The sequence below is a fragment of the Prosthecomicrobium pneumaticum genome, assembly GCF_014199915.1.
Classification (GTDB): domain Bacteria; phylum Pseudomonadota; class Alphaproteobacteria; order Rhizobiales; family Kaistiaceae; genus Prosthecomicrobium; species Prosthecomicrobium pneumaticum.
The window spans coordinates 380,258-403,399 of sequence record NZ_JACHOO010000003.1 but is presented as its reverse complement, the minus strand read 5'-3'; the positions used below and the strand labels follow the sequence as shown (position 1 = coordinate 403,399).

The window sequence follows — 23,142 nt, the reverse complement described above, 5'->3', positions numbered from 1 at the left end:
ACGCGAGGACGCCGCCGGGGGCGGCGCCCGGCGGCGGTTGGTGCCGCGGGCCTCAGGCGAGGTCGATCGCCCGGCCTTCCTTGATGCTCTGCTCGGCGGCGAGCACGATCCTGAGGCTGTCGACCGCGGCGTCCATCGAATCGGACAGATCGATGTCCTCGAGGATCGCCTTCAGGAAATAGGCCTGCTCGCGATCGCAGAGGTCCTGATGGCCCGGCTCCTCCGACATGCTCATGATCTCGTCCTTCCGGGTGAAGTGACGGGTCTGCGGGTCGACGGCGGCGTAGTGAACCTTCAGCGCATCGGTCTTCGTATGCTGATCGATGTCGGCGGAATCGGAGAGCTTGGCGGTCTTGTCGTCCTCGCCGTCTCCCTGCTGCGCGACGATCGAAACGGAGCCGTTCGGCCCGACGACGTCCTTCACGAAATAGGCGATCTCGCTCATCATCGGGCCCCAGCCGGCCTCGTACCAACCGACCGAGCCGTCGTCGAAGGTGACGTGGAGATGGCCGTAATTCTGCTGCGCGGCCTCGGCCCACAGCTTGGCGCCGATGCCGTGCACGCGGACCGGTTTGGCGCCGGTCAGCTGGCACATCACATCGACATAGTGCACGCCGCAATCGACGATCGGGATCAGCGAGTCGATCAGGTTCTTGTGCCAGAACCAGGCCGGCCCGCTCGACTGCTGGTTGAGATTCATGCGCATGACGAGCGGCTTGCCGAGCGTCTTGCCGACCTCGATGAACTTGATCCAGGAGGGGTGGACGCGCAGGATATAGCCGAGCACCAGCTTCCTGTTGTGGGCGCGGGCGGCGGCGACGACGGCCTCGGCATCCTCGATATTGGTCGCGATCGGCTTCTCCATGAAGACGTGCGCGCCGGCCTCGATCGCCTTGATGGCATATTCGGCATGGCTGTTCGGCCATGAATTGATCGAGACCGCGTCGGGCTTCGCGGTCGCGAGCGCCTCGTCATAGTCCTCGAACAGCGGATAGCCCGCGAGTTCCTCCGGGACCGGCTTCGACTTGATGCTGCGGCTCATCAGGCCGACGATCTCGAAGCCGGGATTGCGGTGATAGGCGCTCGCATGCGAGGCGCCCATATTGCCGAGACCCACCACCAGAACCTTGACCGGATCGGCCATCGCACCCTCCCTCTTTCCTGCTTCTTGCACGACGACGGGCGGCGCGCGGCCGCCCGTCCTTCACGCGGGGCCGCCGATCAGCGGTCGGCGGGAACCGCCTGATCGAACATGTGCGCGGTGATCGCCGCGACATCGACCGCCTTGAACGGATCGGACAGCGTATAGCCATCGGCGTCGGCCTTCACCTTCGCCTTGTCGAAATCGTTCGCCGGCCCGATGAACTCGTTGGTCACGACATCCTCGGCCTTGATCGGCTGGTCGATCTGCTTCAGCTCGTGGATCTTGTCGAAGAAGGTCTGCCACGCCGCGATGTCGTGCCAGCCCCAGCCGCCGCGCTTGTCCATGTCGCCGCGGAAGACGTTGATCTGCTGCAGGATCGACGTGGTGCCGAGCTCCGGCCCGAGATTGCTGGCGAGCGTCGGGAACTGCTCGAACACCGCCTCCACCGCGGCGCGCGGGTTCTGATAGCCGAATTCGAGGCCCATCGCCCAGCCGCGCAGATATTTCTCGAGGAAGGCCTTCTTGTCGGGATCCTCGGTGTCGGCGGCGCGCACCACGAAAGTGTTGGCGAAGAGCGGCGACTTCTGCACGCCGAGCCAGTATTCGAAGTCGAGCCCGCTCGCGATCCACTCGGCGCGCAGCCCTTCCCAGCCGAGCGCGGCATCGCCCTGCCCGGCCTTCAGCGCCGTCGCCCAGGTCGGCCAGCCGGCCTCGACATACTTCACCTTGGTGATGTCGACGCCCTGCACGCCGAGCATCGGATCGACGATCGACTGCCAGGCGGCGGAGCCGAGCAGCACGGTCTTGCCTTCGAGCTTCTTCAGATCGTTGAAGCCCTCGCCCTTCCTGAAGGCGATCGAGAAGGTGTCCCGCGCGCCCATATGGAAGGCGGACTTCAGCTTCATGCCGTTCTTGAGGCCGAAGGAGAACACGCCCGGCGAGGGGAAGCCCATATCGGCCTGGCCGACATCGACGAACTTCACGGTCGCCGTGCCGTCGGAGGGGCCGGGCTGCATGTCGACGTTGAGATCGCCGAAATAGCCCATCTTCTTGCCGGCCCAGAACGGAAAGTCGTCGAGCACCTCGAGCGACCCGCGCGGCGAAATCCAGGTGAACTTCTCATAGGGGGTCGCCTGCGCCCTGAGGCCGGAGCCGCCGAGCACGGTCGCCGTCACGACACCGCTCGCGCTCACCTGCAGGAAGGTGCGGCGGCTCATCCCCAATCCCGTCTTACTCCCGATCATGACCCTACCCTCTGTTGGTTGTTGTCGGTCGAACGTCCCTGTCGTCCGCCTTGCCCGGCGCCGGTCGAAGCGCCGGTCAGGCCTCCCAGCTCGCCCATTTCTTCCCGATCAGGAAGAAGATCACGTAGATCAGGATGCCGAGCACGGAGAGGAGCAGCACCACCGCAAAGAATTGCGGCATCTGGATCATCGAGGAATAGCTCGTCAGCCGGTTGCCGAGGCCGAAGCCGCCGCCGACCATCTCGGCGCCCACCGCGGTGAGCAGGCCGAAGATTGCGCCGATCATCAGCCCGACGAGGATCATCGGCAGCGCCATCGGGGCGCGGATCTTCCAGAAGATCTGCAGCGTCGAGGCGCCATAGGAGCGGGCGAGCGCGATCTTGCCGGCATCGACGCGACGGAAGCCCGTCGCCGCATTGATCATCACCATCGGTCCGGCGGCGAGCGCCACCGCGATGATGCGCGGTGTATAGCCGAAGCCGAAGCGCAGGATGAGGAGCGGCACGAGCGCCAGCATCGGCGTCGTGACGAGCACCAGGATATAGGGTGCGACGATCTTCTCGACGAAGGGGAACTGGGTGACCACCGCCGCCATCACGAGGCCGACCACCGCGCCGATGGCGAAGCCGGAGAGGAGCTCGACGAGCGTGTAGCCGAGATGCGGCGCGATCAGGTGGAACTCGGTGACGAGCGCCACCGCGATCGAGGAGGGCAGCGGCATGACGTATTCCGGCACCGCATAGATCCGCAGCAGCAGCTCGCAGCCGCCGACGATCAGCACGGCGACGAGCAGGATCGCCGCCACCTCGCGGGCCGACTTGATGCCGACGCCGCCGGAGAAGGCGGCGAGATTGGTCAGGTCCACCGACTGGCCGTCGCCGGACTTCGACTTCGAGAATTGCGGGATCGTGTCGGATTGGCTCACGGCGGATCCTCAGGAGGCGGCGCGGTCGAGCGCGGCGGAAGGCGGCGCGGCGGGCTTGGGCGCGGAGAGGCTCTTCCGCTCGCCGACGATCTCGAGCTTGATCGTCGTCATCAGGTCGAACACCTCGCGCGTCGTCATGATCTCGATCGAGCGCGGCCGCGGGAAGGGCACGGGATGGATGCTCGCCACCCGGCCGGGCCGCGGCGACATCACCACCACGCGGTCCGAGAGGAAAACCGCCTCCTCGATCGAATGGGTGATCAGCACGATCGTCGTCGGCGTCTCCATCCAGATCTCCTCGACGAGCCGGTTCATCTCCTCGCGGGTAAAGGAATCGAGCGCGCCGAACGGCTCGTCCATCAGGAGCACCGAAGGCTTGAAGGAGAGCGCGCGGACGAGCGCGGCGCGCTGCTGCATGCCGCCCGAGAGTTCGCGGGGCATTTTCGCACCGAAACCGTCGAGCCCGACCCGGTGCATCAGATGATCGACCCAGGCGCGATCCGGCTTGCCGCCCTTGATCTCGAAGGGAAAGGCGATGTTCGAATCGAGATTGCGCCAGGGCAGGAGATTGGCGTCCTGGAAGACCATGCCGATCTCGGGATTGGGGCCGGTGATCGGCTTGCCGTCGAGCCGAACCTCGCCGGCCGTGAGCCCGTGCAGGCCCGACATCGACCACAGGAGCGTGGTCTTGCCGCAGCCGGACGGCCCGACGATCGAGACGATCTCGCGCGCGCGGACGTCGAGATTGCAGCGGTCGATGGCGACGAGATCGCCGGAAGCGGTGCGGTAGATCTTGGTGGCCTGACGGACCGTCAGCTTGGCATTCGGGTCGTCCACCGCGTCCATCCCGTCCCCTCGTCATGGTCGCCCGCGGGCGCGCTCGTCCCGGTTGGCTCCGGGCCGCCGCAGAGACTGTAACTATCCTACATCGCTGTCAAGCGACCGAAATATAGGCAGAGCTTGGATTCCTTTTTGGCAAGGATGCGAAAGAATTCCGATGGTGGAGCGCAACTTGAAAGTTATGAAAGTTTCCGTCATTCTGACCGTCCAGACCGGCCCCGGCCGCTGAAGGCCGCGGCGCGCCGCGCGCCCGACCGCGGCCGCAGCGAACGCCGGCGACCAGCAAGGGACCGCGACGCTCCGATGCTCGACAACGCCCCCGACACCCGGACGGCACCACCGGCCGCCATCGAGGCTACCGCCTGGCTCGCTTCGTTCGCGGATGCGCTCGAGGCGCGCGACATCGGCGCCGTCACAGCGCTCTTCGCCGAGGACTGCTACTGGCGCGACCTCGTCGCCTTCACCTGGAACGTCAAGACGATGGAGGGCCGGCCGGCGATCGCGGCGATGCTCGCCGAGACGCTCGACCGCACCGCGCCGGCCCGCTTCCGCATCGCGCGCACGGAGGCGAAGTTCGGCACCGAATACGGCGTGTGGTTCACCTTCGAGACCGCGGTGGCGCGCGGCGAGGGCATAGCCCGCTTCGCGGATGGGCTCTGCCGGACGCTGCTCACCACCATGACCGAGCTGAAGGGCTTCGAGGAACAGCGGCGGGAGAGCCGGCCGCTCGGCGTCGTCCACCGCGCCGACCCGAACCGGGAGACCTGGAGCGAGCGGCGGGCGCGCGAGGCGGCGGCGCTCGGCAGCGAGACGCAGCCCTATTGCCTGATCGTCGGCGGCGGCCAGGGCGGCATCATGCTCGCCGCCCGCCTCAAACAGCTCGGCGTGCCGGCGCTCATCGTCGAGAAGAACGCCCGCCCCGGCGATTCCTGGCGCAACCGCTACCGCTCGCTCGTGCTGCACGATCCGGTCTGGTACGACCACCTGCCCTACCTTCCCTTCCCCGAGCACTGGCCGGTGTTCACGCCCAAGGACCAGATGGGCGACTGGCTCGAAATGTATGTGAAGGTGATGGACCTGCCCTATTGGGGCGGCACGGAATGCGTCTCCGCCGCCTATGACGCGGCGGACGAGGCCTGGACGGTGACGCTGCGCCGCGACGGCGCGACGGTGACGCTGAAGCCGAAGCAGCTCGTGCTCGCGACCGGCGCCTATGGGCCGCCGCGGATGATCGACCTCCCGGGCGCCGATCGGTTCGCGGGCGAGATCCTGCATTCGAGCCGCTATTCGGACGGAAGGCTCTATGCCGGCAAGAAGGTCGTGGTGATCGGCGCGGCGAGCTCGGGCCACGACGTCTCCGTCGATCTCTGGGAGGCCGGAGCCGACGTGACGATGGTACAGCGCTCGCCGACCACGGTGGTGCGTTCCGAGACACTGGTGGAGATGGCCTTCGACATCTATTCGGAGGCGGCGGTCGAGAGGGGGATCGGCGTCGAGGAGGCGGACATGATCGCCGCCGCCACCCCGTTCGCGCTGCAGCCGGAGGGGCAGAAAGCGCTCTACGACCGCATCCGCGCGCATGACGCCGACTATTATGCAAGGCTCGAACAATCCGGCTTCGCGATCGATTTCGGGCCGGACGAGACCGGCCTGATGATGAAGGCCTATCGCACCGGCTCGGGCTATTACGTCGATGTCGGCGCCACCGCACTGATCCTCGACGGCTCGATCAAGGTGAAGAGCGGCGTGCCGATCGAGACGCTGACGCCGGCCGGCATCCGCTTCGCCGACGGGACGGAGATCGAGGCCGACGCCATCATCCTGTCGACCGGCTTCCAGTCGATGCACGAGAATGCGGCGATCCTGATCTCGCGCGAGGTGGCGGACAAGGTCGGCCCGTGCTGGGGCATCGGCTCCGGCGTGCGCGGCGATCCCGGCCCCTGGGAAGGCGAAATCCGCAATCTCTACAAGCCGACCGCGCAGCAGGGCCTGTGGTTCCACGGCGGCAATCTCGCTCTCTCGCGCTTCTATTCGAAGTTCCTCGCGCTGCAATTGAAGGCGCGGATGGAAGGGATCGCGACGCCGGTCTATGGCGGGCCGGCCGTATCCGCCTGAGCACGCTCCGGGCGCCGAGGACGGGGCCGACGGCTCCGCCGGGCAGCGTTTGCCGTCGCGGCGGAAATCGGGGAGAACAGGGCGTCGCAACGCACGAGACGCCATGGCCGAACGCCCCGAGACGAGCCCCGCTCCGCCGCCGCCCGCCGGCGCGCATGCGATCTCGATCGGGCTGAGCGCCGTCATCGTCGCGGTGACGGGGGGGGATCCGAAAGTGCTCGCGGTGCGCCGCCATGCGCTCGACGGCCTGCCCTCCGGCCCGCTGGAGCCGGAACACCGAACGCTCGAGGCGGGCCTGCGCGCCTGGGTCGAGCGGCAGACCCACCAGACGCTCGGCCATGTCGAGCAGCTCTACACCTTCGGCGACCGCGACCGGCGCGAGACGGGCCCCGCCGGCCGGCGCTCGCTCTCGGTCGCCTATCTCGCGCTGGTGCGGGAGGCGCGTCCGGCGGGCGATGCGGACGCCGCATGGCAGGGCTGGTACCGCTATTTCCCCTGGGAGGACCGGCGCGACGGACCGCCCGCCGTGCTCGATCGTCTCGCCGGCGCGCTCCGCCTCTGGGCCGGCGCGGCGCCCGATGCGCGCGCTGCCGAGATGCGGCGCGAGCGGCTGTCGCTCGCCTTCGGCTTCGGCCCGCAGATCGGTGCCGCCTGGAACGAGGAGCGCGTGCTCGAACGCTACGAGCTGCTCTATGAGGCGGGGCTGGTGCCCGAGGCCCTGCGCGAGGGCGCGCCCGAACGCGGCGGCGAGACCGTGCCCGGTGTCGAGATGGCGGCCGACCACCGGCGCATGCTGGCGCTCGGCATCGCGCGGCTGCGCGGCAAGATCAAATACCGCCCGGTGGTGTTCGAACTGATGCCGCCGGCCTTCACCCTGCTGCAGTTGCAGCGGACGGTCGAGGCGCTGTCCGGCATCCGGCTGCACAAGCAGAATTTCCGCCGCCTCGTCGAGCAGCAGCGCCTCGTCGAGGAGACCGGCGACACGACGGCCGAGACCGGCGGCCGGCCGGCGCGGCTCGTCCGCTTCCGCCGCGAGGTGCTGCTCGAACGCCCGGCGCCGGGCGTGCGGCTGCCGGCCTCCTCCCGCGGCCGGTGAGCCGCCGGTTCGCGGATCCCGGCAGCGCGCGCCTCCTTCCCGTGGCGCCGCTTCCTCTCTATGGTGCGGATGCGAACGAGAGAGGAGTCTCCTCATGGCCACGCGCGGCTTCTTCGGGCGGCGGACGCCGCCGGAACTGGCGGACCGGATCCCCCCCGGCCAGTATCTCGAGGAAGGTTTTCCCGTCCTCTCCGCCGGACCGACGCCGCATGTCCGCACCGAGGACTGGTCGTTCACGCTGAAGGTCGGGCCGCGGCCGGTGAAGCGCTGGAACTGGGACGAGTTCAACGCCCTGCCGATCGGCAAGATGACGCGCGACATCCATTGCGTGACGAAATGGACGAAGCTCAACACGGCCTGGGAGGGCGTGCTCGTCGACGACATCCTCGCCGATGCCGGCATCGAGCCGCCGACCGGCTACACGCTCGCCCATGCCTATGACGGCTATGACACCAATGTGCCGACCGCCGATCTCGTCGGCGGCAAGGCGATGGTGGCGCTGCGCTACGAGGGGGCGCCGCTGACCGCCGATCACGGCGGGCCGGCGCGGCTGCTGGTGCCGCACCTCTATTTCTGGAAATCGGCCAAATGGCTGAACGGGCTGCAGTTCACCGAGCGCGACGAGGGCGGCTTCTGGGAGCTGCGCGGCTATCACATGTATGGCGACCCCTGGAAGGAGCAGCGCTTCACCGGTGACTGAGCCGCTCGCAATGCCCCTGCGCCGCCGCCTCGACTGGCAGGCGGCGACCGTCCGGCGGGTCGAGACGAAGACGCCGACGGTGAAGAGCTTCTTTCTCGAACCGGCCGAGCCCTTCGCCTATCGCGCCGGCCAGCACGTCGACGTCCGGCTCACCGCGCCGGACGGCTACAGCACCGAACGGTCCTATTCGATCGCCTCGGCGCCCGAAACGGCGCCGCTCGTCGAACTGACGGTCGAGCTTCTGGAAGGCGGCGAGGTGTCGCCCTTCTTCCACGAGGTCGTCGAGCCGGGCGACACGCTCGAAATCCGCGGCCCGATCGGCGGCCATTTCGTCTGGCGCGTCGCCGAAGGTGGCCCGGTTCTGCTCGTCGGCGGCGGCTCGGGCGTCGTGCCGCTGATGGGCATGGCCCGTCACCGCGCGGCGCAGCGGGCTGACGTGCCGATGCTGCTCTTCTTCTCGGCCCGGCACTGGGACGAGGTGATCTTCCGCGACGAGCTGCTCGATCTCGAAGCGCGCGGCGACGGCTTCTCGCTCGCGCTCGCCCTCACCCGCGAGCCGGCGCGGCGCGAGGCCGATTTCGGCCGCCGCATCGACGGCGCGGCGGCGATGGCCGCGCTCGCCCGGCTGCCGGCGCCGCCGCGCGTCGCCTATGTCTGCGGCTCGAACCCCTTCGTCGAGGCGGCGACGGCGGCGCTGATGGAGGCGGGCATCCCCGCCCCGGTCATCCGCACGGAACGCTATGGCGGCTGAGCCGACGCGCCCAGCGCGACGCCTCAGAACTCGCGCTTGACGAGCAGCCGGTCGAGCGACAGCGGCCCGCCGCCATAACCGGCGAAGACGAGGGTCGCGACCGTCCAGATCGCCGACAGCATGTTCGCCTTGTCCTGCACCTGGGCGAGGAAGCCGGCGCCGCCATCGGCGAGGCGGGCGAGGCCGGCGGGCGTGAAGAGCGTCTGACCCGCCGCGCCGAGCGCCTCGATGCCGGCCGGCGTCAGGAAGGCGTCGCCATAGGGATGGGTGACGTGGAACCAGTAGGTGATGGCGAGCATCACCGCATTGGCGAGCGCGATCGGACGGGTGAACAGGCCGAGCGCGATGGCGATGCCGCCGAAGAACTGCATGGCGGCGAGGAGCGGCGACCAGAGCCAGCCGGGATGGAAGCCGATGCTCTCGACGAAACCGGTCTGGGCGAGCGGCGCGACGATCTTCGGCCAGCCTTCGAGAGCGAGCGCACCGCCGACGACGAGGCGCAGCGCCAGCCAGGAGGCGGGCTGCGCGAAGCCGGCATAGAGCCGGCCGAGCGGCGGAATGAAGAGACGGGGGCGGGATTCGGCGAGATCGAGATGGCTCATGATGCGGCTCCTGTTCGGGGGACGCCGATCGTTAGGGCTTGCCGCGGCGCGGCGCCTTGCGCTGCCGCAAACTCATGTTGCATCCATATCGATGATATCCCATCTAATGGGCTGTCATCCTTCCAGGCCCGGATCCCATGTCGCCGCCCGAAGCCACCGAAACCGAAAGGGCGCTCCAGGCCGGCTTCGGAGCGCTGGTCGCCCAGACCGCAAGGCTCTGGCGCCGCGCCGTCGACCGCGAGCTGCAGCCCTTCGGCCTCACCGAGGCGACCTGGCTGCCGCTGCTGCGGCTGTCGCGCGCCGCCCGCCCGATGCGCCAGAAGGATCTCGCCGCCTCGCTGTCGCTCGACGGTTCTTCGGTCGTCCGGCTGATCGACGCGCTCGCCGCCGCCGGCCTCGTCGAACGCCGCGAGGACGAGGAGGACCGCCGCGCCAGGACGATCGTGCTGACGGCGGCGGGCCGCGAAACCGTCGCGCCGGTGGAAGCCGTGGCGGCGCGCGTCCGCCGCACGCTGCTCGCCGACATCCCCGACGAAGACCTCGCCGCGGCCGCCCGGACGCTCGAGCGGATCAACCGCGTTCTCGAGCGGGGCGAGGAGGAGGCGGCATGAACCAGCACGTCTCGCCGGCGCTCGCGATCGACGCGCCGGTGCCGCCGCGGCCGCCCGTGCCGCTCTGGCTGCTCGCGCTGTTCGTCTTCAGCGGCACGGTGGCGATGCACATCTTCGTGCCGGCCCTGCCCGCCGCCGGCGCGGCGCTCGCCGCCTCGCCCGCCGCGATGCAGATGACGGTGAGCCTCTACATTCTCGGGCTCGCCTTCGGCCAGCTGATCTACGGCCCGATCGCCGACCGCTTCGGGCGCCGCCCCGCGCTGATCGGCGGGCTGGTGCTCTACGCCCTCGCCGGCGGCTCGGCGCTTCTGGCAACGAGCGTCGAGGCGCTCGTCGCGGCGCGGCTGTTCCAGGCGCTCGGCGGCTGCGCCGGGCTCGTCATCAGCCGCGCCGTGGTGCGCGACACCTCCGCGCCGACCGATGCGGCGCGGCGCCTCGCGCTCATGAATCTGATGGTGATGGTCGGTCCCGGCGTCGCCCCGGTGCTCGGCGGATTCCTTTCGGCGACGGTCGGCTGGCGCTCGATCTTCCTCGTCACGGCGCTGTTCGGCCTCGTCAACCTCGCCCTCGCCTGGGGCCTGCTGCCGGAGACCGGCATCGCCGGGCCGCGGCGCGCCCGCGGCGCGCTGATGCGGGATTATCTCGGCCTGTTGCGCTCGCCCGCCTTTCTCGGCTTCGCCGTCGGCGGCAGCTGCGCGACCACGTCGATGTATGCCTTCGTTGCCGCCGCACCCTTCATCTTCGTGCATCAGCTCGGCCGGCCGGACTACGAGGTCGGCCTCTATCTCGCGGGGATGATGCTCGGCGTCTGGTTCGGCAGCGTCGCGGCGAGCCGGCTGATCGGCCGCATTCCGCTCGGCCGCCTCGCCGTGGCCGCGAACGCGGCGAGCGTCGTCGCCGCCTTCGTCTTCCTCGCCGCGGCGCTCGCCGGCGCGCTTTCCGTGCCGCTGGTGCTCGGCGCGATGATCGTCTTCAATATCGGTGTCGGGATCTCCGCGCCGGTCGCGCTCGCGCAGGCCGTGAGTGTCGTCGATCCGCGCATCGTCGGCTCCGCCTCCGGCCTCTACGGGGCGGCGCAGATGGCGATCGGCGCGCTCTGCGCCGCGCTCGCCGGGCTCGGCGCCGATCCCGCGCTCGCCGCGGCCGCCGTGCTCGCCGCGGCCGGCCTGATCGCGCAGGCCGGCTTCTGGCTGGCGCTCCGGCGCCGGCCGGGCGAAGCCGCCGGCGCTTGACAGGGGCGGGCGGCCTCCCTCTCATCCGCGGGCCGGACATTCCGGACAGGGAGAGAACCATGCTCAAGAACATCGATCCGCTGCTCAACGCGGACGTCCTCTATGCCCTGCGCGCCATGGGCCATGGCGACGAGCTCGCCGTCGTCGACGCCAATTTCCCGGGCGAGACGATCGCCCGCCGGTCGACGCTCGGCCGTCTCTTGCGCATCGACACGCGCACGACGGGCGAGGCGGTCCGCGCCGTGCTCTCGGTCATGCCGCTCGACAGTTTCGTCGAGGATGCCGCCTGCCGCATGGAAGTGGTCGGCGATCCGACCCGGCTCGAGCCGGTGCAGGCGGAGGCGCAGGCGGTGATCGACGCGGCGGAGGGCAAGTCCTGGCCGCTCGTCGGGGTCGAGCGCTTCGCCTTCTACGAGCGGGCGCAGCGCGCCTTCTGCATCATCCAGACCAACGAGCCGCGCTTCTACGGCTGCATCATCCTGAAGAAGGGCGTGTTCCCGCCTCCCGGGGCCTGAACGGGCGCCGGCGGATCCGGGGGTGTCCTGAGAGCCCGGACCGTCGCCCGGCGGGCTCACACGGCTCCCCCACCGCGCCGGCCCTCTCTCTTACGAGCGTTCAAGCATGCCGCCAACGGGCCTGAGCCGTCCGGCGCCGCGGCCGTGACCGTGCACGTATTTTTTTGGTGAGTTCGCTGATCCGAGCGATCGCAGAGGCCGTATCGGACGATCAGGGCTACTCTTCGTTCGCCATAAAATGAGAGGACCCGCAGCGGTGCTGCGGGTCCTCCCTCGCGACGGGTTGGGGGGCCGGGGGGCTTGGTCTCCCGTCACGATCTCAATCGAACCATCAAACTCCCCGCCGAGCAGTCGGTTCCACGGGCATCCGTACTTTCTGCCGGTTTTTTTCCGGCGCCGGTTTCCGCCGTCGCCGCGGGGAGTCACGATATCACAACACGGATATCGCGCTCGGGTGGCGGGGGAGGTCGATCACGTTTCCGGGAGCGCAGCAGGCGCCCCTCCTCTTTGCCGGCAAACCCGCTAGCTTCCTGCCGCGTCGCCCGTCTTTCCGCCCCTCCTCCCGCTCTCCACCCTCCGGGGCCATGTCCGCACCTGCCGCACCGTCCGCAGACTTCGATCCCGGCGCGCTCCGTCAGCGTTTCCTCGCGGCTGCCGCGTTGGTCGCGGTAACGTTCGGGACGGTCGCCCTCGCCACCGGACCAGCCCTCTCCCTCGGGCCGTCTCATCACGCGGCAGCCGCCGTGGTCTTCCTCACGGTGATCGTCGTCGCCGCAGGCCGCATCGGCCTCGACCATCGCCATGCGGCGCTCGGTCTCGCCAACGAAGTCACGCTGCTGCGGGCCGGACTGACGGCGCTGGTCGCCGGCGCGACCGTCGATGCGGCGCTCGACGGCGTCTCGGAGCCGCTCGCCTGGTGGGTTGCGCTCCTCGCCGGGGTCGCGCTGTTGCTCGATGGGGCCGATGGCTGGCTCGCACGCCGGCAGGGCCTCGCCTCGGCCTTCGGGGCGCGCTTCGACATGGAGGTCGACGCGCTCCTCATCCTCATCCTGTCGGCGTTCGCCCCGCTCGCCGGCAAGGCCGGCTGGTGGATGCTTCTCGCGGGCCTGCTGCGCTATCTCTTCGTCGCCGCCGCCTTCGTCTTTCCCTGGATGGCCGCGCCGCTGCCGCCCTCCTTCCGGCGCAAGCTCGTCTGCGTCGTGCAGGCCGGAACGCTGGTGGCGATCGCCGCCCCGTCCTTCCCGGCACCGGCGAGCGCGGGCCTCGCCGCCGCCTCCCTCGCGCTGCTCGTGTGGTCCTTCGCCGTCGACACGCTCTGGCTCGCCGGTCGCCGGGGCGGACGGTGAGCCTCGACCCGGCCGAGGCGCTCGGTGTCGCCCGCTCGCTCGCCCTCTATTACGGCCAGCCCTGGAAGCGCCGCGCGATGCGCCGCTTCTATGCCGGGCTGATCCGGCCGGGCGATCTCGTCTTCGACATCGGCGCCCATGTCGGCAGCCGCAGCCGCATCTTCCGGAGCCTCGGCGCCCGCGTCGTCGCGCTCGAACCGAACCCGACTCTCGCCGGCTTCCTCGCCCGCACGCTGCCTTCGGAGGGCATCGTGCTGCGCGCCGAAGCGGTCGGCGCGACCCCGGGGATGCTCACCCTCGCCATCTCCCGCCGCCATCCGACCGTCTCGTCGGGTGCGCCGGACTGGGTCGCCGCCGCCGGCCGCAGCGCCGGCTTCCGCGCCGTCGCCTGGGACCGGGCGGTGGACGTGCCGGTGACGACACTCGACCGGCTGATCGCGGAATACGGCACGCCCTCCTTCGTCAAGATCGACGTGGAAGGCATGGAGCCGGCGATCCTCGCCGGCCTGTCGCGGCCCGTCGCCGCGCTCTCATTCGAATATCTGCCGGCCGTCGCCGGGCCGGCGCTCGCCGCGATCGACCGGCTCGGCACGCTGGGCCCCTATCTCTTCAACCGCGTCGAAGGTGAGCGCCAGCGTTTTGCTACGCCGGGTTGGGTGAGCGCCGCGACGATGCGCGCCACCCTCGCCGCACTGCCGGCCGACGCCCGCTCGGGCGATATCTATGCCCGGCCGGCGCAGGACGGCGGCGCATGAGCGCGACCGCCGCCCCGGGAGGGCCGCGCCGACGCGCCTGGACGGCCGGGCTCGCTCTCCTGCTCGTCCTTCTCCCGCTGCTGTTGCCCGACCGCACCGAACGCCTGACGGCGCAGACCGTTCTTCGCCTGCCGCTCGAGCTGCCGCTTCTTCTGCTCCTGCTCACCCTGCCGCTCGGCCGGCTTCGGCGGCCGCTCGCCGTGCTGCTCGGCCTCGCGTTCGCCCTCGTGCTGATGCTGAAACTCGCCGACATGGCGGTCGCCGAAGCGCTCGGCCGGGCGTTCGACCCGGTGCTCGACAGCGCGCTCTTCCCGCCCGCCTATGAGCTGCTCGTCGGCGCGGTCGGCCGGCCGGCGGCGATCGCGGCGGCGATCGCGGCGCTCGCGGCGGTCGCCATCCTTCCGGCGATCCTCGTCCTCGCGCTGCAGCGGCTCGCCGCGCTCGCCGGGCGGCGGCGGGGGCCGCTCGCCGGGGTCGCGGTCCTCCTCCTCGTCGCCTGGGGGGCGCTGCGGCTCGCCGGCCTGCCGATCGCCGCGGCCGACGCCGCCCCTTATGCCGCCCGCCATGTCGCGGGCGCGGTCGCGAGCCTCGGCGACCGTGCCGCCTTCGAGGCCGAGGCCGCGGTCGATCCGTTCGCCGGCCTCGCCCCGGACCGGCTGCTCGCCCGCCTCGCCGGCAAGGACGTGCTCCTCGTCTTCGTCGAATCCTATGGCCGCAGCGCGATCGAGGATCCGCGCTATGCCCCGGCGGTCGATGCCGTGCTGCGCCAGGCCGAGGCGACGCTCGCCGGCGCCGGCTTCTCCGCCCGCAGCGCCTACCTTCGCTCGCCCACCGTCGGCGGCCAGAGCTGGCTCGCGCACGGGACGCTGCTCTCGGGCGTGCGGATCGACAACCAGCGCCGCTATCTCGCCCTCGTTGGCTCGCAACGCGCCACCCTCGTCGGGGATTTCCGCCGCGCCGGCTGGCGCGCCGTCGCGGTCATGCCGGCGATCGCCCGCGCCTGGCCGGAGGGGGCCTTCTTCGGCTACGACCGGCTCTATGACGCCGGCACGCTCGGCTATCGCGGCCTCCCCTTCAACTGGGTGACGATGCCCGACCAGTTCACGCTCGCCGCCTTCGATCGCGCCGAGCGGACGAAAGGACCGCGTCCACCGGTCTTCGCCGAGATGGCGCTGATCTCGAGCCATGCACCCTGGACGCCGATCCCTTCGCTCGTCCCCTGGCAGGCGGTCGGCGACGGGTCCGTCTTCGACGATCAGGCGAAGGCGGGCGATGCGCCGGAGATCGTCTGGCGCGACCCCGAACGGGTCCGCCTGCAATACCGGCTGTCGATCGAGTATTCCCTTTCGACACTCGCCTCCTATGTCGCCGCGAAGGGCGATCCGAATCTCGTCCTCCTGGTACTCGGCGACCATCAGCCGGCGCCGCTCGTCACCGGTGCCGATGCGAGCCGCGACGTCCCGGTCCATCTGATCGCCGCCGATCCGTCCGTACTAGCGACCGCCGCCCGCTGGGGCTGGGGCGCCGGGCTGCTGCCCGATCCGGCGCGTCCCGCCGAGCCGATGGAGGGCATGCGGGCGCGTCTCCTCGGCGGCTTCTCGGCCTCGGAGGATGCGCCCGAATCCGCTCGCGCGCCGGCCGCCCCGGGGTTATAGCGGGACGACAGAGGAGAGGGCCGACATGCTCAAGATCTGGGGTCGCACCAACTCGACCAATGTGAAGAAGGCGCTCTGGGCCGCCGAGGAACTCGGCCTCGCCTATGAGCGGATCGAGGCCGGCGGCGTGCACGGCGTGGTCGACACGCCGGAATACCGCGCCCTCAATCCGAACGGCCTCGTGCCGGCGATCGAGGATGACGGCCTCGTGCTGTGGGAATCGAACACCATCGTCCGCTATCTGGCGGCGAAGCACGACGATGGCGGGCTCTACCCGTCCGATCCCGCCGGCCGGGCCGTGGCCGAGAAGTGGATGGACTGGGCGACCTCCTCGGTCGCCGGGCCGTTCCGCGACGTGTTCTGGAACATGGTCCGCACCCCGCCCGAGAAGCGCGACATGGCCGCGGTCGAGCGCGGCATCGAGCGCCTGAGCGGCCTGTTCGCCATGCCCGACGCGGCGCTCGCGGACGCTCCCTATCTCGGCGGCGACCGCTTCACGGTCGGCGACATCCCGCTCGGCTGCTTCGCCTATGCCTGGTTCGAGATGCCGATCGCCCGGCCCGACCTGCCGAACCTCGAAGCCTGGTACCGCCGCCTCGCCGAGCGCCCGGCCTATCGCGCGGCGGTGATGATCCCGCTCACCTGAGCCGGCCACCCTCGGACAGCCACGAGATCGTCGCGGCCGGGTCGACGACGGGGCGCGTCAACGCCGCCCCTCGTCGCGCAGATCGCGCCAGTCGATCCCTCCAAGCGTCATGTGCTCGCGCAGCTTGAGAAGCTCCTGAAAGGCTTCCTCCGGGCTCATCTCCTCGATGGCCTTTTCGGCCGGCGCCTCTTTCGGCGCGGGTGTCAGCCGCGCGATCGGCTTGCCGTCGCGCGTGATCGTGACTTCCTCGCCGGCCTCGACCCTGTCGAGAAGGTCGGCGAGCTTCGATAAGGCCTCGGCGGCGCCGATGGTGACCATGGCTGCATCTCCCTCGCCCGTCCCCCGAGCTTAGAGCGAACCGCCCGGACTGCAAGTTCCGGCGTCCCCGGGCCTTCAAATCGCCCGCGATCCGTTCTACATTTGTGCCCATGATCAAGCGGAAGAACGAGCAGGGCTTCGGCGAGGCGCCGCAGCCCTCCCTTGAGGGTGCGCCGCTGTCCGGCGGCATCGCCGACTGGGCGATCGAGATCGCGCGCGAGGCGGCCGACCAGCAGCCGCTCGAGCCGCCGCCGACCCGCGCGCCGCGCGCCCGGCCGGAGGGCCTGCCGCCCAGGGGGCCGTCGAAAACGACCGCGCCGAAAAAGGCCGGTGGGAAGAAAAGTAAGGCCGCCGCTGCGCCGGCCGAGACCGGGGAGCGCGGCCATCGCTCGGCGCGCGGCACCTCGATCGGCCGCGCCGCCACCGCCACCGAGCGCGCCGCATCGGGCCTCAATCCGGTGGCCGGCCTGTCGGTGTCGCTCGAGGACGCCGCCTCACTGCCCTCCTCCGCCGTCACGGCTACGGTCGCCGCCCTCTCCGACCTGATCGAGAAGGGTCGGCCGGAATTCCGCGACAAGACCTGGATGCCGCACCGGCCGCCGCGGCCGGAGAAATCGGAGGGCGGCATTCCCTTCGAGCTCGTCTCGCCCTTCGAGCCGCGCGGCGACCAGCCGACCGCGATCAGCGAACTCGTCGCCGGCGTCGCGGCGAAAGAACGCGACCAGGTGCTCCTCGGCGTTACCGGCTCCGGCAAGACCTTCACCATGGCGCAGGTCATCGCCCACACCGGCCGCCCGGCGCTCATCCTCGCGCCGAACAAGACGCTGGCCGCACAGCTCTATGGCGAGTTCAAGTCGTTCTTTCCGAACAACGCCGTCGAGTATTTCGTCTCCTATTACGATTACTATCAGCCGGAGGCCTACGTCCCGCGCACCGACACCTATATCGAGAAGGAATCGTCGATCAACGAGCAGATCGACCGGATGCGCCATTCGGCGACCCGGTCGCTGCTCGAACGCGACGACGTGATCATCGTCGCCTCGGTCTCCTGCATCTACGGTATCGGCTCGGTCGAGACCTATACGGCGATGACCTTCGCGATCAGCCGCGGCGAGCGGCTCGATCAGCGCCAGCTGCTCGCCGACCTCGTCGCCCTGCAATACAAACGGTCGGACGCGAATTTCGTCCGCGGCACCTTCCGTGTGCGCGGCGATACGGTCGAGATCTTCCCGGCCCATCTGGAAGACCGCGCCTGGCGGATCTCGCTGTTCGGCGACGAGGTCGAGAGCATCACCGAGTTCGACCCGCTGACCGGCCACAAGACGGCCGAGCTGAAGCTCGTCAAGGTCTACGCCAATTCGCATTATGTCACGCCGAAGCCGACGCTCGCCCAGGCGACCAAGTCGATCCGCGAGGAGCTGAGGTTCCGCCTCGCCGAGCTCGAGAAGGCCGGCCGGCTGCTCGAAGCGCAGCGGCTCGAGCAGCGCACCCGCTTCGATCTCGAGATGATGGAGGCGACCGGCTCCTGCGCCGGCATCGAGAACTATTCGCGCTATCTGACCGGCCGCAAGCCGGGCGAGCCGCCGCCCACCCTCTTCGAATACCTGCCCGACGAGGCGCTCGTCTTCGTCGACGAGAGCCATGTGACGATCGGCCAGATCGGCGGCATGTATCGCGGCGACTTCCGCCGCAAGGCGACGCTCGCCGAATACGGCTTCCGCCTGCCCTCCTGCATGGACAACCGGCCGCTCCGCTTCGAGGAATGGGACGCGATGCGGCCGCAGAGCGTCTATGTCTCGGCGACGCCGGGCGGCTGGGAGATGGAGCAGACCGGCGGCGTGTTCGTCGAGCAGGTCATCCGCCCGACCGGCCTGGTCGACCCGGTGGTCGAGGTGCGGCCGGCCAAGGCCCAGGTCGACGACCTGCTCGGCGAGGTGCGCGAGGTGGCCCGGCGCGGCTATCGCGCCCTCGTCACGACGCTCACCAAGCGGATGGCCGAGGACCTCACGGAATATCTGCACGAGAACGGCGTGCGCGTGCGCTACATGCATTCCGACGTCGAGACCCTCGAGCGGATCGAGATCATCCGCGATCTGCGGCTCGGCGCCTTCGACGTGCTGATCGGCATCAACCTGCTGCGCGAGGGCCTCGACATCCCGGAATGCGCGCTCGTCGCCATTCTCGACGCCGACAAGGAGGGGTTTCTCCGCTCCGAGACCTCGCTCATCCAGACGATCGGCCGCGCGGCGCGCAATGTCGACGGCCGCGTCGTGCTCTATGCCGACACGATCACCGGCTCGATGGAGCGGGCGATGGCGGAGACCGAGCGCCGCCGCGAGAAGCAGATGGCCTACAATGCCGAGCACGGCATCACGCCGGAGAGCGTCAAGAAGCAGATCGGCGACATCCTCGCCTCCGTCTATGAGGGCGATCACGTCACGGTCGATTCCGGCCTCGCCGACACCGCGCTGGTCGGCCACAATCTGAAGGCCCATATCGACGATCTCGAGCGGCGGATGCGCGAGGCGGCGCTCAACCTCGAATTCGAGGAGGCGGCACGGCTGCGCGACGAGGTCAAGCGGCTGAAGGAGACCGAGCTCGCCGTCGCCGACGATCCGCTCGCCCGCCAGTCCGCGATCGACGAGCGCACCGGCGGCTATCAGGGGACGCGCAAATACGGCGCCCGGGCCAATCTGCCGCCCGAGAGCGAGGACGACCGCCGCCGCCGGCGCGAGGGGCGCGGCTTCGACCGCGACCGTTCGGAGCTGATGACCGAAGCGCCGCCGCCCTCGCGCGCCCGCAAGAACGGGCTCGACGAGATGACGGTCGGCCGCACGGAAGTGCCGGACATGCCGAAGAGCCGGGCGCGCAAGCCCGATCTCGATCACATGGGACCGGGCACCGATCTCGAAGTGCCGCTCGGCCCCGACGAGGCGCCGCCGGCGCGGCCCGATCCGATGACGGCGAACTGGCGGCAGCGCGGCCGCTCGACCGGCGGCCGGCCCGGCCAGCCGGCCAATCGCAGCCGGGGGAAGCGGTGATGGCGACGATCCGGATCGGTGTCGGCGGCTGGACCTACGAACCCTGGCGGGACAATTTCTACCCGAAGGGGCTGAAACATGCCGGCGAGCTCGCCTATGCCGGCGAGCATCTGACGGCGATCGAGGTGAACGGCACCTATTACGGCAGCCAGAAGCCGGAGAGCTTCCGCAAATGGCGGGAGGAAACGCCGGACGGCTTCGTCTTCACCGTCAAGGGTCCGCGCTTCGCCACCAATCGCCGCGTGCTCGCCGAAGCCGGCGAGTCGATCGGCCGCTTCGTCGGCGGCGGCGTGACCGAGCTGAAGGAGAAGCTCGGCGCGATCAACTGGCAGTTCCTGCCGACGAAGAAGTTCGACGCCGAGGACTTCGAAGCCTTCCTCGCTCTGCTGCCGAAGGAGGCGGACGGCATCGCGCTCCGCCATGTCGTGGAACTGCGGCACGAGAGCTTCCGCGATCCGGCGGCGATCGCCCTGCTCGCGAAATACGGCGTCGCGCAGGTGATCGCCGAGTCGGACGAGCACCCGCAGATCGCCGACATCACGGCGCCCTTCGTCTATCTCCGCCTGCAGCGGAGCCGCGCCGAGGAGCCGGCCGGCTATCCGGAGGCCGAACTCGACGCCTGGGCGGAGCGGCTGAGGACCTATCGCGACGGCGGCCTGCCGGCCGATCTCGAGACTGTCACCGAGACGCCGCCCGAGAAGCGGCCGCGCGACGTCTTCGCCTTCGTGATCAGCGGCGCCAAGGAGCGCAACCCGGCCGCCGCCATGGCCCTGATCGAACGGGTGAAATAGGCGGCGCGGCCGCGCCGCGCCGGCCGGCGGCACGATCGCCGCTTCGCGAGGCCGCCGACGCGCCCCGCACGCTCGTCCTCTCCGGCGTCACTCGTCCCTTCGGACCCGGTTGGCCGCGAGCCGCCGGCTTCGTTTCGTGGCGAAGCATTGACAGGTGTTATGCTCAGTCTTAGCATAAGTCGTGTCCGGGCAGCAGCCCGGTTTTCTTTTGCGCCGATTATGCTCAAGCCGAGCATAAGGAGGATGCGATGCTCGACGCCCGTCTCGTCCCGGATTCCGCGTTTGCCGGCCTGCCTCTGCCGCATCTCTATGCACGCGTCAGCGGCCATGTGCCGGCCTTCGAATGGCCGGCGATCGCCGCGGACGTGGCGGCCATCGAGCGGCTGAAGCGCGAACGGAACGCCGTCATCCTCGGCCACAACTATCAGGCGCCGGAAGTCTTCAACACGGTCGCGGACATTGTCGGCGACAGCCTCGCCCTCGCCCGCGAGGCGGTGAAGGTGGACGCCGACGTGATCGTGCTCGCCGGGGTGCATTTCATGGCGGAGACGGCGAAGCTGCTCAGCCCCGACAAGACGGTGCTGATCCCCGACGCGGAGGCGGGCTGCTCGCTCGCCGAATCGATCACCCCCGCCGACATCCGGCTGCTGCGCCAGCGCTATCCCGGCGTGCCGGTCGTCACCTATGTGAACACCTCGGCCGCGGTGAAGGCGGAGAGCGATTATTGCTGCACCTCCGGCAATGCCGTGAAGGTGGTCCGCCACGTCGCGCGCGAATGGGGCGTCGACCGTATCCTGATGCTGCCCGACGAATATCTGGCGCAGAACGTCCAGCGCGAGGTGCCGGAGATCGAGCTGATCGCCTGGAAGGGCCATTGCGAGGTGCACGAGCGCTTCACCCCGCAGGACATCCGCGACCTGCGCGAGAGCCATCCCGGCGTCGTCGTGCTCGCCCATCCGGAATGCCCGCCGGAGGTGGTGGCCGAGGCCGATTTCGCCGGCTCGACCGCCGCAATGGCCGATTATGTCGACGCCGAGCGGCCCGGCCGGGTGGTGCTGATCACCGAATGCTCGATGGCGGACAATGTCTCGGTCGCCCATCCGGAGATCGAGTTCGTACGGCCCTGCAATCTCTGCCCGCACATGCGGCGGATCACCCTGCCGAAGATCCGCACCGCGCTCGAGACGATGAGCCGCGCCGTCGAGATCGACCCGGCGGTCGCCGATCGCGCCCGCGCCGCGGTCGAGCGCATGCTCGCCATCCGCTAGAGGATCGCCGCCATGGAGACGCGCACGACCGACGGCGTCCTCGTTGTCGGCGGCGGGGTCGCGGGGCTGTCGACCGCGCTGAGGCTCGCGCCCCTGCCCGTCACCCTCCTCGCCCGGCTGCCGCTCGGCGAGGAGGCGGCGACCGCCTGGGCGCAGGGCGGCATCGCCGCCGCGATCGGCGCCGACGATCGGCCCGATCATCATGCGGCCGACACGATCGCCGCCGGCGCCGGCCTCACCGAGCCGGCGATCGCGGCCCGCGTCGCCGCAGCGGCGCCGGCGCAGATCGCCTGGCTCGACCGGCTCGGCACCCCCTTCGACCGGACGGCGGACGGCGCGATCGCGCTCGGCCTCGAAGCGGCGCACGGGCGCCGCCGGATCGTCCATGCGCGCGGCGATGCGACCGGCCGTGCAGTGCTCGAAACGCTCGCCGCCGCGGTGCGGCGGACGCCGTCGATCACGCTCGCCGAGGGGCTGCGCGTCGTCTCTCTGCGGCGCGACGAGACGGGGCGCATCGTGGGGCTCGTCGCCGTCGACCGGGACGGAAGGCCCGTCACGCTCCGCGGCCGCGCCGTCGTGCTCGCGACCGGCGGGCTCGGCGGGCTCTATGCCGCGACGACCAATCCGCTCGGTGCGGTCGGCTCCGGCCTCGCGCTCGCGGCGCGCGCCGGCGCGAAGCTCCGCGACCTCGAATTCGTGCAGTTCCACCCGACCGCGATTGCCGCCGGCGCCGATCCGATGCCGCTCGCGACCGAGGCGCTGCGCGGCGAGGGCGCCGTGCTCGTCGATGGCCGCGGCACCCGCTTCATGGCCGATGTGCCCGGCCGGGAGCTCGCGCCGCGCGATGTCGTCGCCCGGGCGATCTTCGCCGAGCGGGCGGCCGGCCGCGCCGTCTTCCTCGATGCCCGCATGCCGGGACTCGAAGCGCGCTTCCCCGGCGTCGTCGCGCTCTGCCGCGCCGCCGGGCTCGACCCGGTCACGGCACCGATCCCGGTCCGGCCGGCGGCGCACTACCACATGGGCGGCGTCGCGGTCGACGCGGCCGGCCGTTCGAGCCTCGAAGGCCTGTGGGCGGCCGGCGAGGTCGCGGCGACGGGCCTGCACGGCGCCAACCGGCTCGCCAGCAACTCGCTCGTCGAGGCGCTCGCCTTTGCGGAATGGATCGCCGCCGACATCACCGGCACCGCGCCGACCCGGTCCGCCGCGCTGATTCCGACCGAGTCGCCGCTTTCCGCACCGCTCCGGGCCGATGCGGCCGTGCGAGCGATGATGGACGCCGCGGTCGGCGTGGTGCGCGACGCGGACGGCCTCATCGGCGCGGTCCGGGCGCTCGACCGGGCCGCCGGGACGGGCGGCGACGCGGCGCTCGCCGGCCTCCTCGTCGCCGCTGCCGCGCTCGCCCGCGAAGAGAGCCGCGGCGGTCACTTCCGGCGCGACTTTCCGGCGCCGGCCGAAGCCGCCGCCCATTCCGAAACGACGCTCGCGGCGACCCGCCGCTTCGTCGAAACGATCAGGGAGACGCCCGCGCGGAAGCGGGTGGCATGACG

General features: G+C 70.4%; 21 protein-coding genes. 15 read left to right on the top strand and 6 right to left on the bottom strand.

Going from position 1 to position 23,142, the window contains the following annotated elements:
- Positions 1-52: 52 nt before the first annotated feature.
- The 4 genes from GGQ63_RS09020 to GGQ63_RS09005 all read right to left on the bottom strand — a co-directional run bounded on the left by GGQ63_RS09020 (position 53) and on the right by GGQ63_RS09005 (position 4,159).
- On the bottom strand, positions 53-1,144 hold the full coding sequence (locus tag GGQ63_RS09020) for a Gfo/Idh/MocA family protein (RefSeq protein WP_183854854.1): 1,092 nt from the start codon (positions 1,142-1,144) through the stop codon (positions 53-55).
- 77 nt (positions 1,145-1,221) lie between these two features.
- Positions 1,222-2,361 carry an ABC transporter substrate-binding protein gene (locus GGQ63_RS09015; protein WP_246429693.1) on the bottom strand — a complete coding sequence of 380 codons (1,140 nt, stop codon included), beginning with the start codon at positions 2,359-2,361 and terminating at the stop codon, positions 1,222-1,224.
- Between the two features lie 103 nt (positions 2,362-2,464).
- A complete protein-coding gene (locus GGQ63_RS09010) occupies positions 2,465-3,313 on the bottom strand; it encodes an ABC transporter permease subunit (RefSeq protein WP_183854850.1) in 849 nt (282 codons plus the stop codon).
- Positions 3,314-3,322: 9 nt separating this feature from the next.
- A complete protein-coding gene (locus GGQ63_RS09005; protein ID WP_183854848.1) occupies positions 3,323-4,159 on the bottom strand; it encodes an ABC transporter ATP-binding protein in 837 nt (278 codons plus the stop codon).
- A gap of 297 nt (positions 4,160-4,456) precedes the next feature.
- On the opposite strand from GGQ63_RS09005, the gene GGQ63_RS09000 reads away from it, so the two are divergent.
- From GGQ63_RS09000 to GGQ63_RS08985, 4 genes are all read left to right on the top strand, one after another.
- A complete protein-coding gene (locus GGQ63_RS09000) occupies positions 4,457-6,268 on the top strand; it encodes an NAD(P)/FAD-dependent oxidoreductase (protein ID WP_183854846.1) in 1,812 nt (603 codons plus the stop codon).
- A gap of 103 nt (positions 6,269-6,371) precedes the next feature.
- The gene (locus GGQ63_RS08995) at positions 6,372-7,364 is read left to right on the top strand and encodes an NUDIX hydrolase (RefSeq protein WP_183854844.1); all 993 of its coding nucleotides are present in this window, start codon (positions 6,372-6,374) and stop codon (positions 7,362-7,364) included.
- 94 nt (positions 7,365-7,458) lie between these two features.
- Entirely contained in the window at positions 7,459-8,064 is a 606-nt protein-coding gene (locus GGQ63_RS08990; protein WP_183854842.1) for a sulfite oxidase-like oxidoreductase, read from the top strand.
- 10 nt (positions 8,065-8,074) lie between these two features.
- Positions 8,075-8,815, top strand: a complete 741-nt coding sequence (locus GGQ63_RS08985; RefSeq protein ID WP_183855413.1) for an FAD-binding oxidoreductase — start codon at positions 8,075-8,077, stop codon at positions 8,813-8,815.
- A 23-nt stretch (positions 8,816-8,838) separates the two neighbouring features.
- Here GGQ63_RS08985 and GGQ63_RS08980 read toward each other — a convergent pair whose 3' ends face one another.
- Positions 8,839-9,417, bottom strand: a complete 579-nt coding sequence (locus GGQ63_RS08980; RefSeq protein WP_183854840.1) for a DoxX family protein — start codon at positions 9,415-9,417, stop codon at positions 8,839-8,841.
- 137 nt (positions 9,418-9,554) lie between these two features.
- Here GGQ63_RS08980 and GGQ63_RS08975 point away from each other — a divergent pair, with 137 nt between their 5' ends.
- From GGQ63_RS08975 to GGQ63_RS08945, 7 genes are all read left to right on the top strand, one after another.
- On the top strand, positions 9,555-10,028 hold the full coding sequence (locus GGQ63_RS08975) for a MarR family winged helix-turn-helix transcriptional regulator (protein WP_183854838.1): 474 nt from the start codon (positions 9,555-9,557) through the stop codon (positions 10,026-10,028).
- Complete coding sequence (locus tag GGQ63_RS08970; protein WP_183854836.1) at positions 10,025-11,260, top strand: Bcr/CflA family efflux MFS transporter; 1,236 nt, start codon at positions 10,025-10,027, stop codon at positions 11,258-11,260. The genes GGQ63_RS08975 and GGQ63_RS08970 overlap by 4 nt, the downstream gene beginning before the upstream one ends.
- Positions 11,261-11,319: 59 nt before the next feature.
- On the top strand, positions 11,320-11,775 hold the full coding sequence (locus GGQ63_RS08965; RefSeq protein ID WP_183854834.1) for an RbsD/FucU family protein: 456 nt from the start codon (positions 11,320-11,322) through the stop codon (positions 11,773-11,775).
- Positions 11,776-12,518: 743 nt separating this feature from the next.
- On the top strand, positions 12,519-13,121 hold the full coding sequence (locus tag GGQ63_RS08960) for a CDP-alcohol phosphatidyltransferase family protein (RefSeq protein ID WP_183854832.1): 603 nt from the start codon (positions 12,519-12,521) through the stop codon (positions 13,119-13,121).
- On the top strand, positions 13,118-13,876 hold the full coding sequence (locus GGQ63_RS08955; RefSeq protein WP_343061120.1) for an FkbM family methyltransferase: 759 nt from the start codon (positions 13,118-13,120) through the stop codon (positions 13,874-13,876). Before GGQ63_RS08960 ends, GGQ63_RS08955 begins: the two co-directional genes overlap by 4 nt.
- Positions 13,873-15,531, top strand: coding sequence for an alkaline phosphatase family protein (locus GGQ63_RS08950; RefSeq protein ID WP_183854830.1), 1,659 nt, complete (start codon positions 13,873-13,875; stop codon positions 15,529-15,531). Before GGQ63_RS08955 ends, GGQ63_RS08950 begins: the two co-directional genes overlap by 4 nt.
- Before the next feature lie 25 nt (positions 15,532-15,556).
- Positions 15,557-16,177, top strand: a complete 621-nt coding sequence (locus GGQ63_RS08945) for a glutathione S-transferase family protein (protein WP_183854828.1) — start codon at positions 15,557-15,559, stop codon at positions 16,175-16,177.
- 57 nt (positions 16,178-16,234) lie between these two features.
- On the opposite strand, the gene GGQ63_RS08940 is transcribed toward GGQ63_RS08945, so the two are convergent.
- Entirely contained in the window at positions 16,235-16,495 is a 261-nt protein-coding gene (locus GGQ63_RS08940; RefSeq protein WP_183854826.1) for a type II toxin-antitoxin system Phd/YefM family antitoxin, read from the bottom strand.
- A gap of 110 nt (positions 16,496-16,605) precedes the next feature.
- Between GGQ63_RS08940 and uvrB the strand changes: the two genes are divergently transcribed.
- The 4 genes from uvrB to GGQ63_RS08920 all read left to right on the top strand — a co-directional run bounded on the left by uvrB (position 16,606) and on the right by GGQ63_RS08920 (position 23,140).
- Entirely contained in the window at positions 16,606-19,536 is a 2,931-nt protein-coding gene (uvrB, locus tag GGQ63_RS08935) for an excinuclease ABC subunit UvrB (protein WP_183854824.1), read from the top strand.
- Positions 19,536-20,327, top strand: coding sequence for a DUF72 domain-containing protein (locus tag GGQ63_RS08930; RefSeq protein WP_183854822.1), 792 nt, complete (start codon positions 19,536-19,538; stop codon positions 20,325-20,327). Before uvrB ends, GGQ63_RS08930 begins: the two co-directional genes overlap by 1 nt.
- 248 nt (positions 20,328-20,575) lie before the next feature.
- Positions 20,576-21,595: a quinolinate synthase NadA gene (nadA, locus tag GGQ63_RS08925; RefSeq protein ID WP_183854820.1), complete on the top strand. Its 1,020-nt coding sequence runs from the start codon at positions 20,576-20,578 to the stop codon at positions 21,593-21,595.
- 12 nt (positions 21,596-21,607) lie between these two features.
- A complete protein-coding gene (locus GGQ63_RS08920) occupies positions 21,608-23,140 on the top strand; it encodes an L-aspartate oxidase (RefSeq protein WP_183854818.1) in 1,533 nt (510 codons plus the stop codon).
- Positions 23,141-23,142 lie beyond the last annotated feature (2 nt).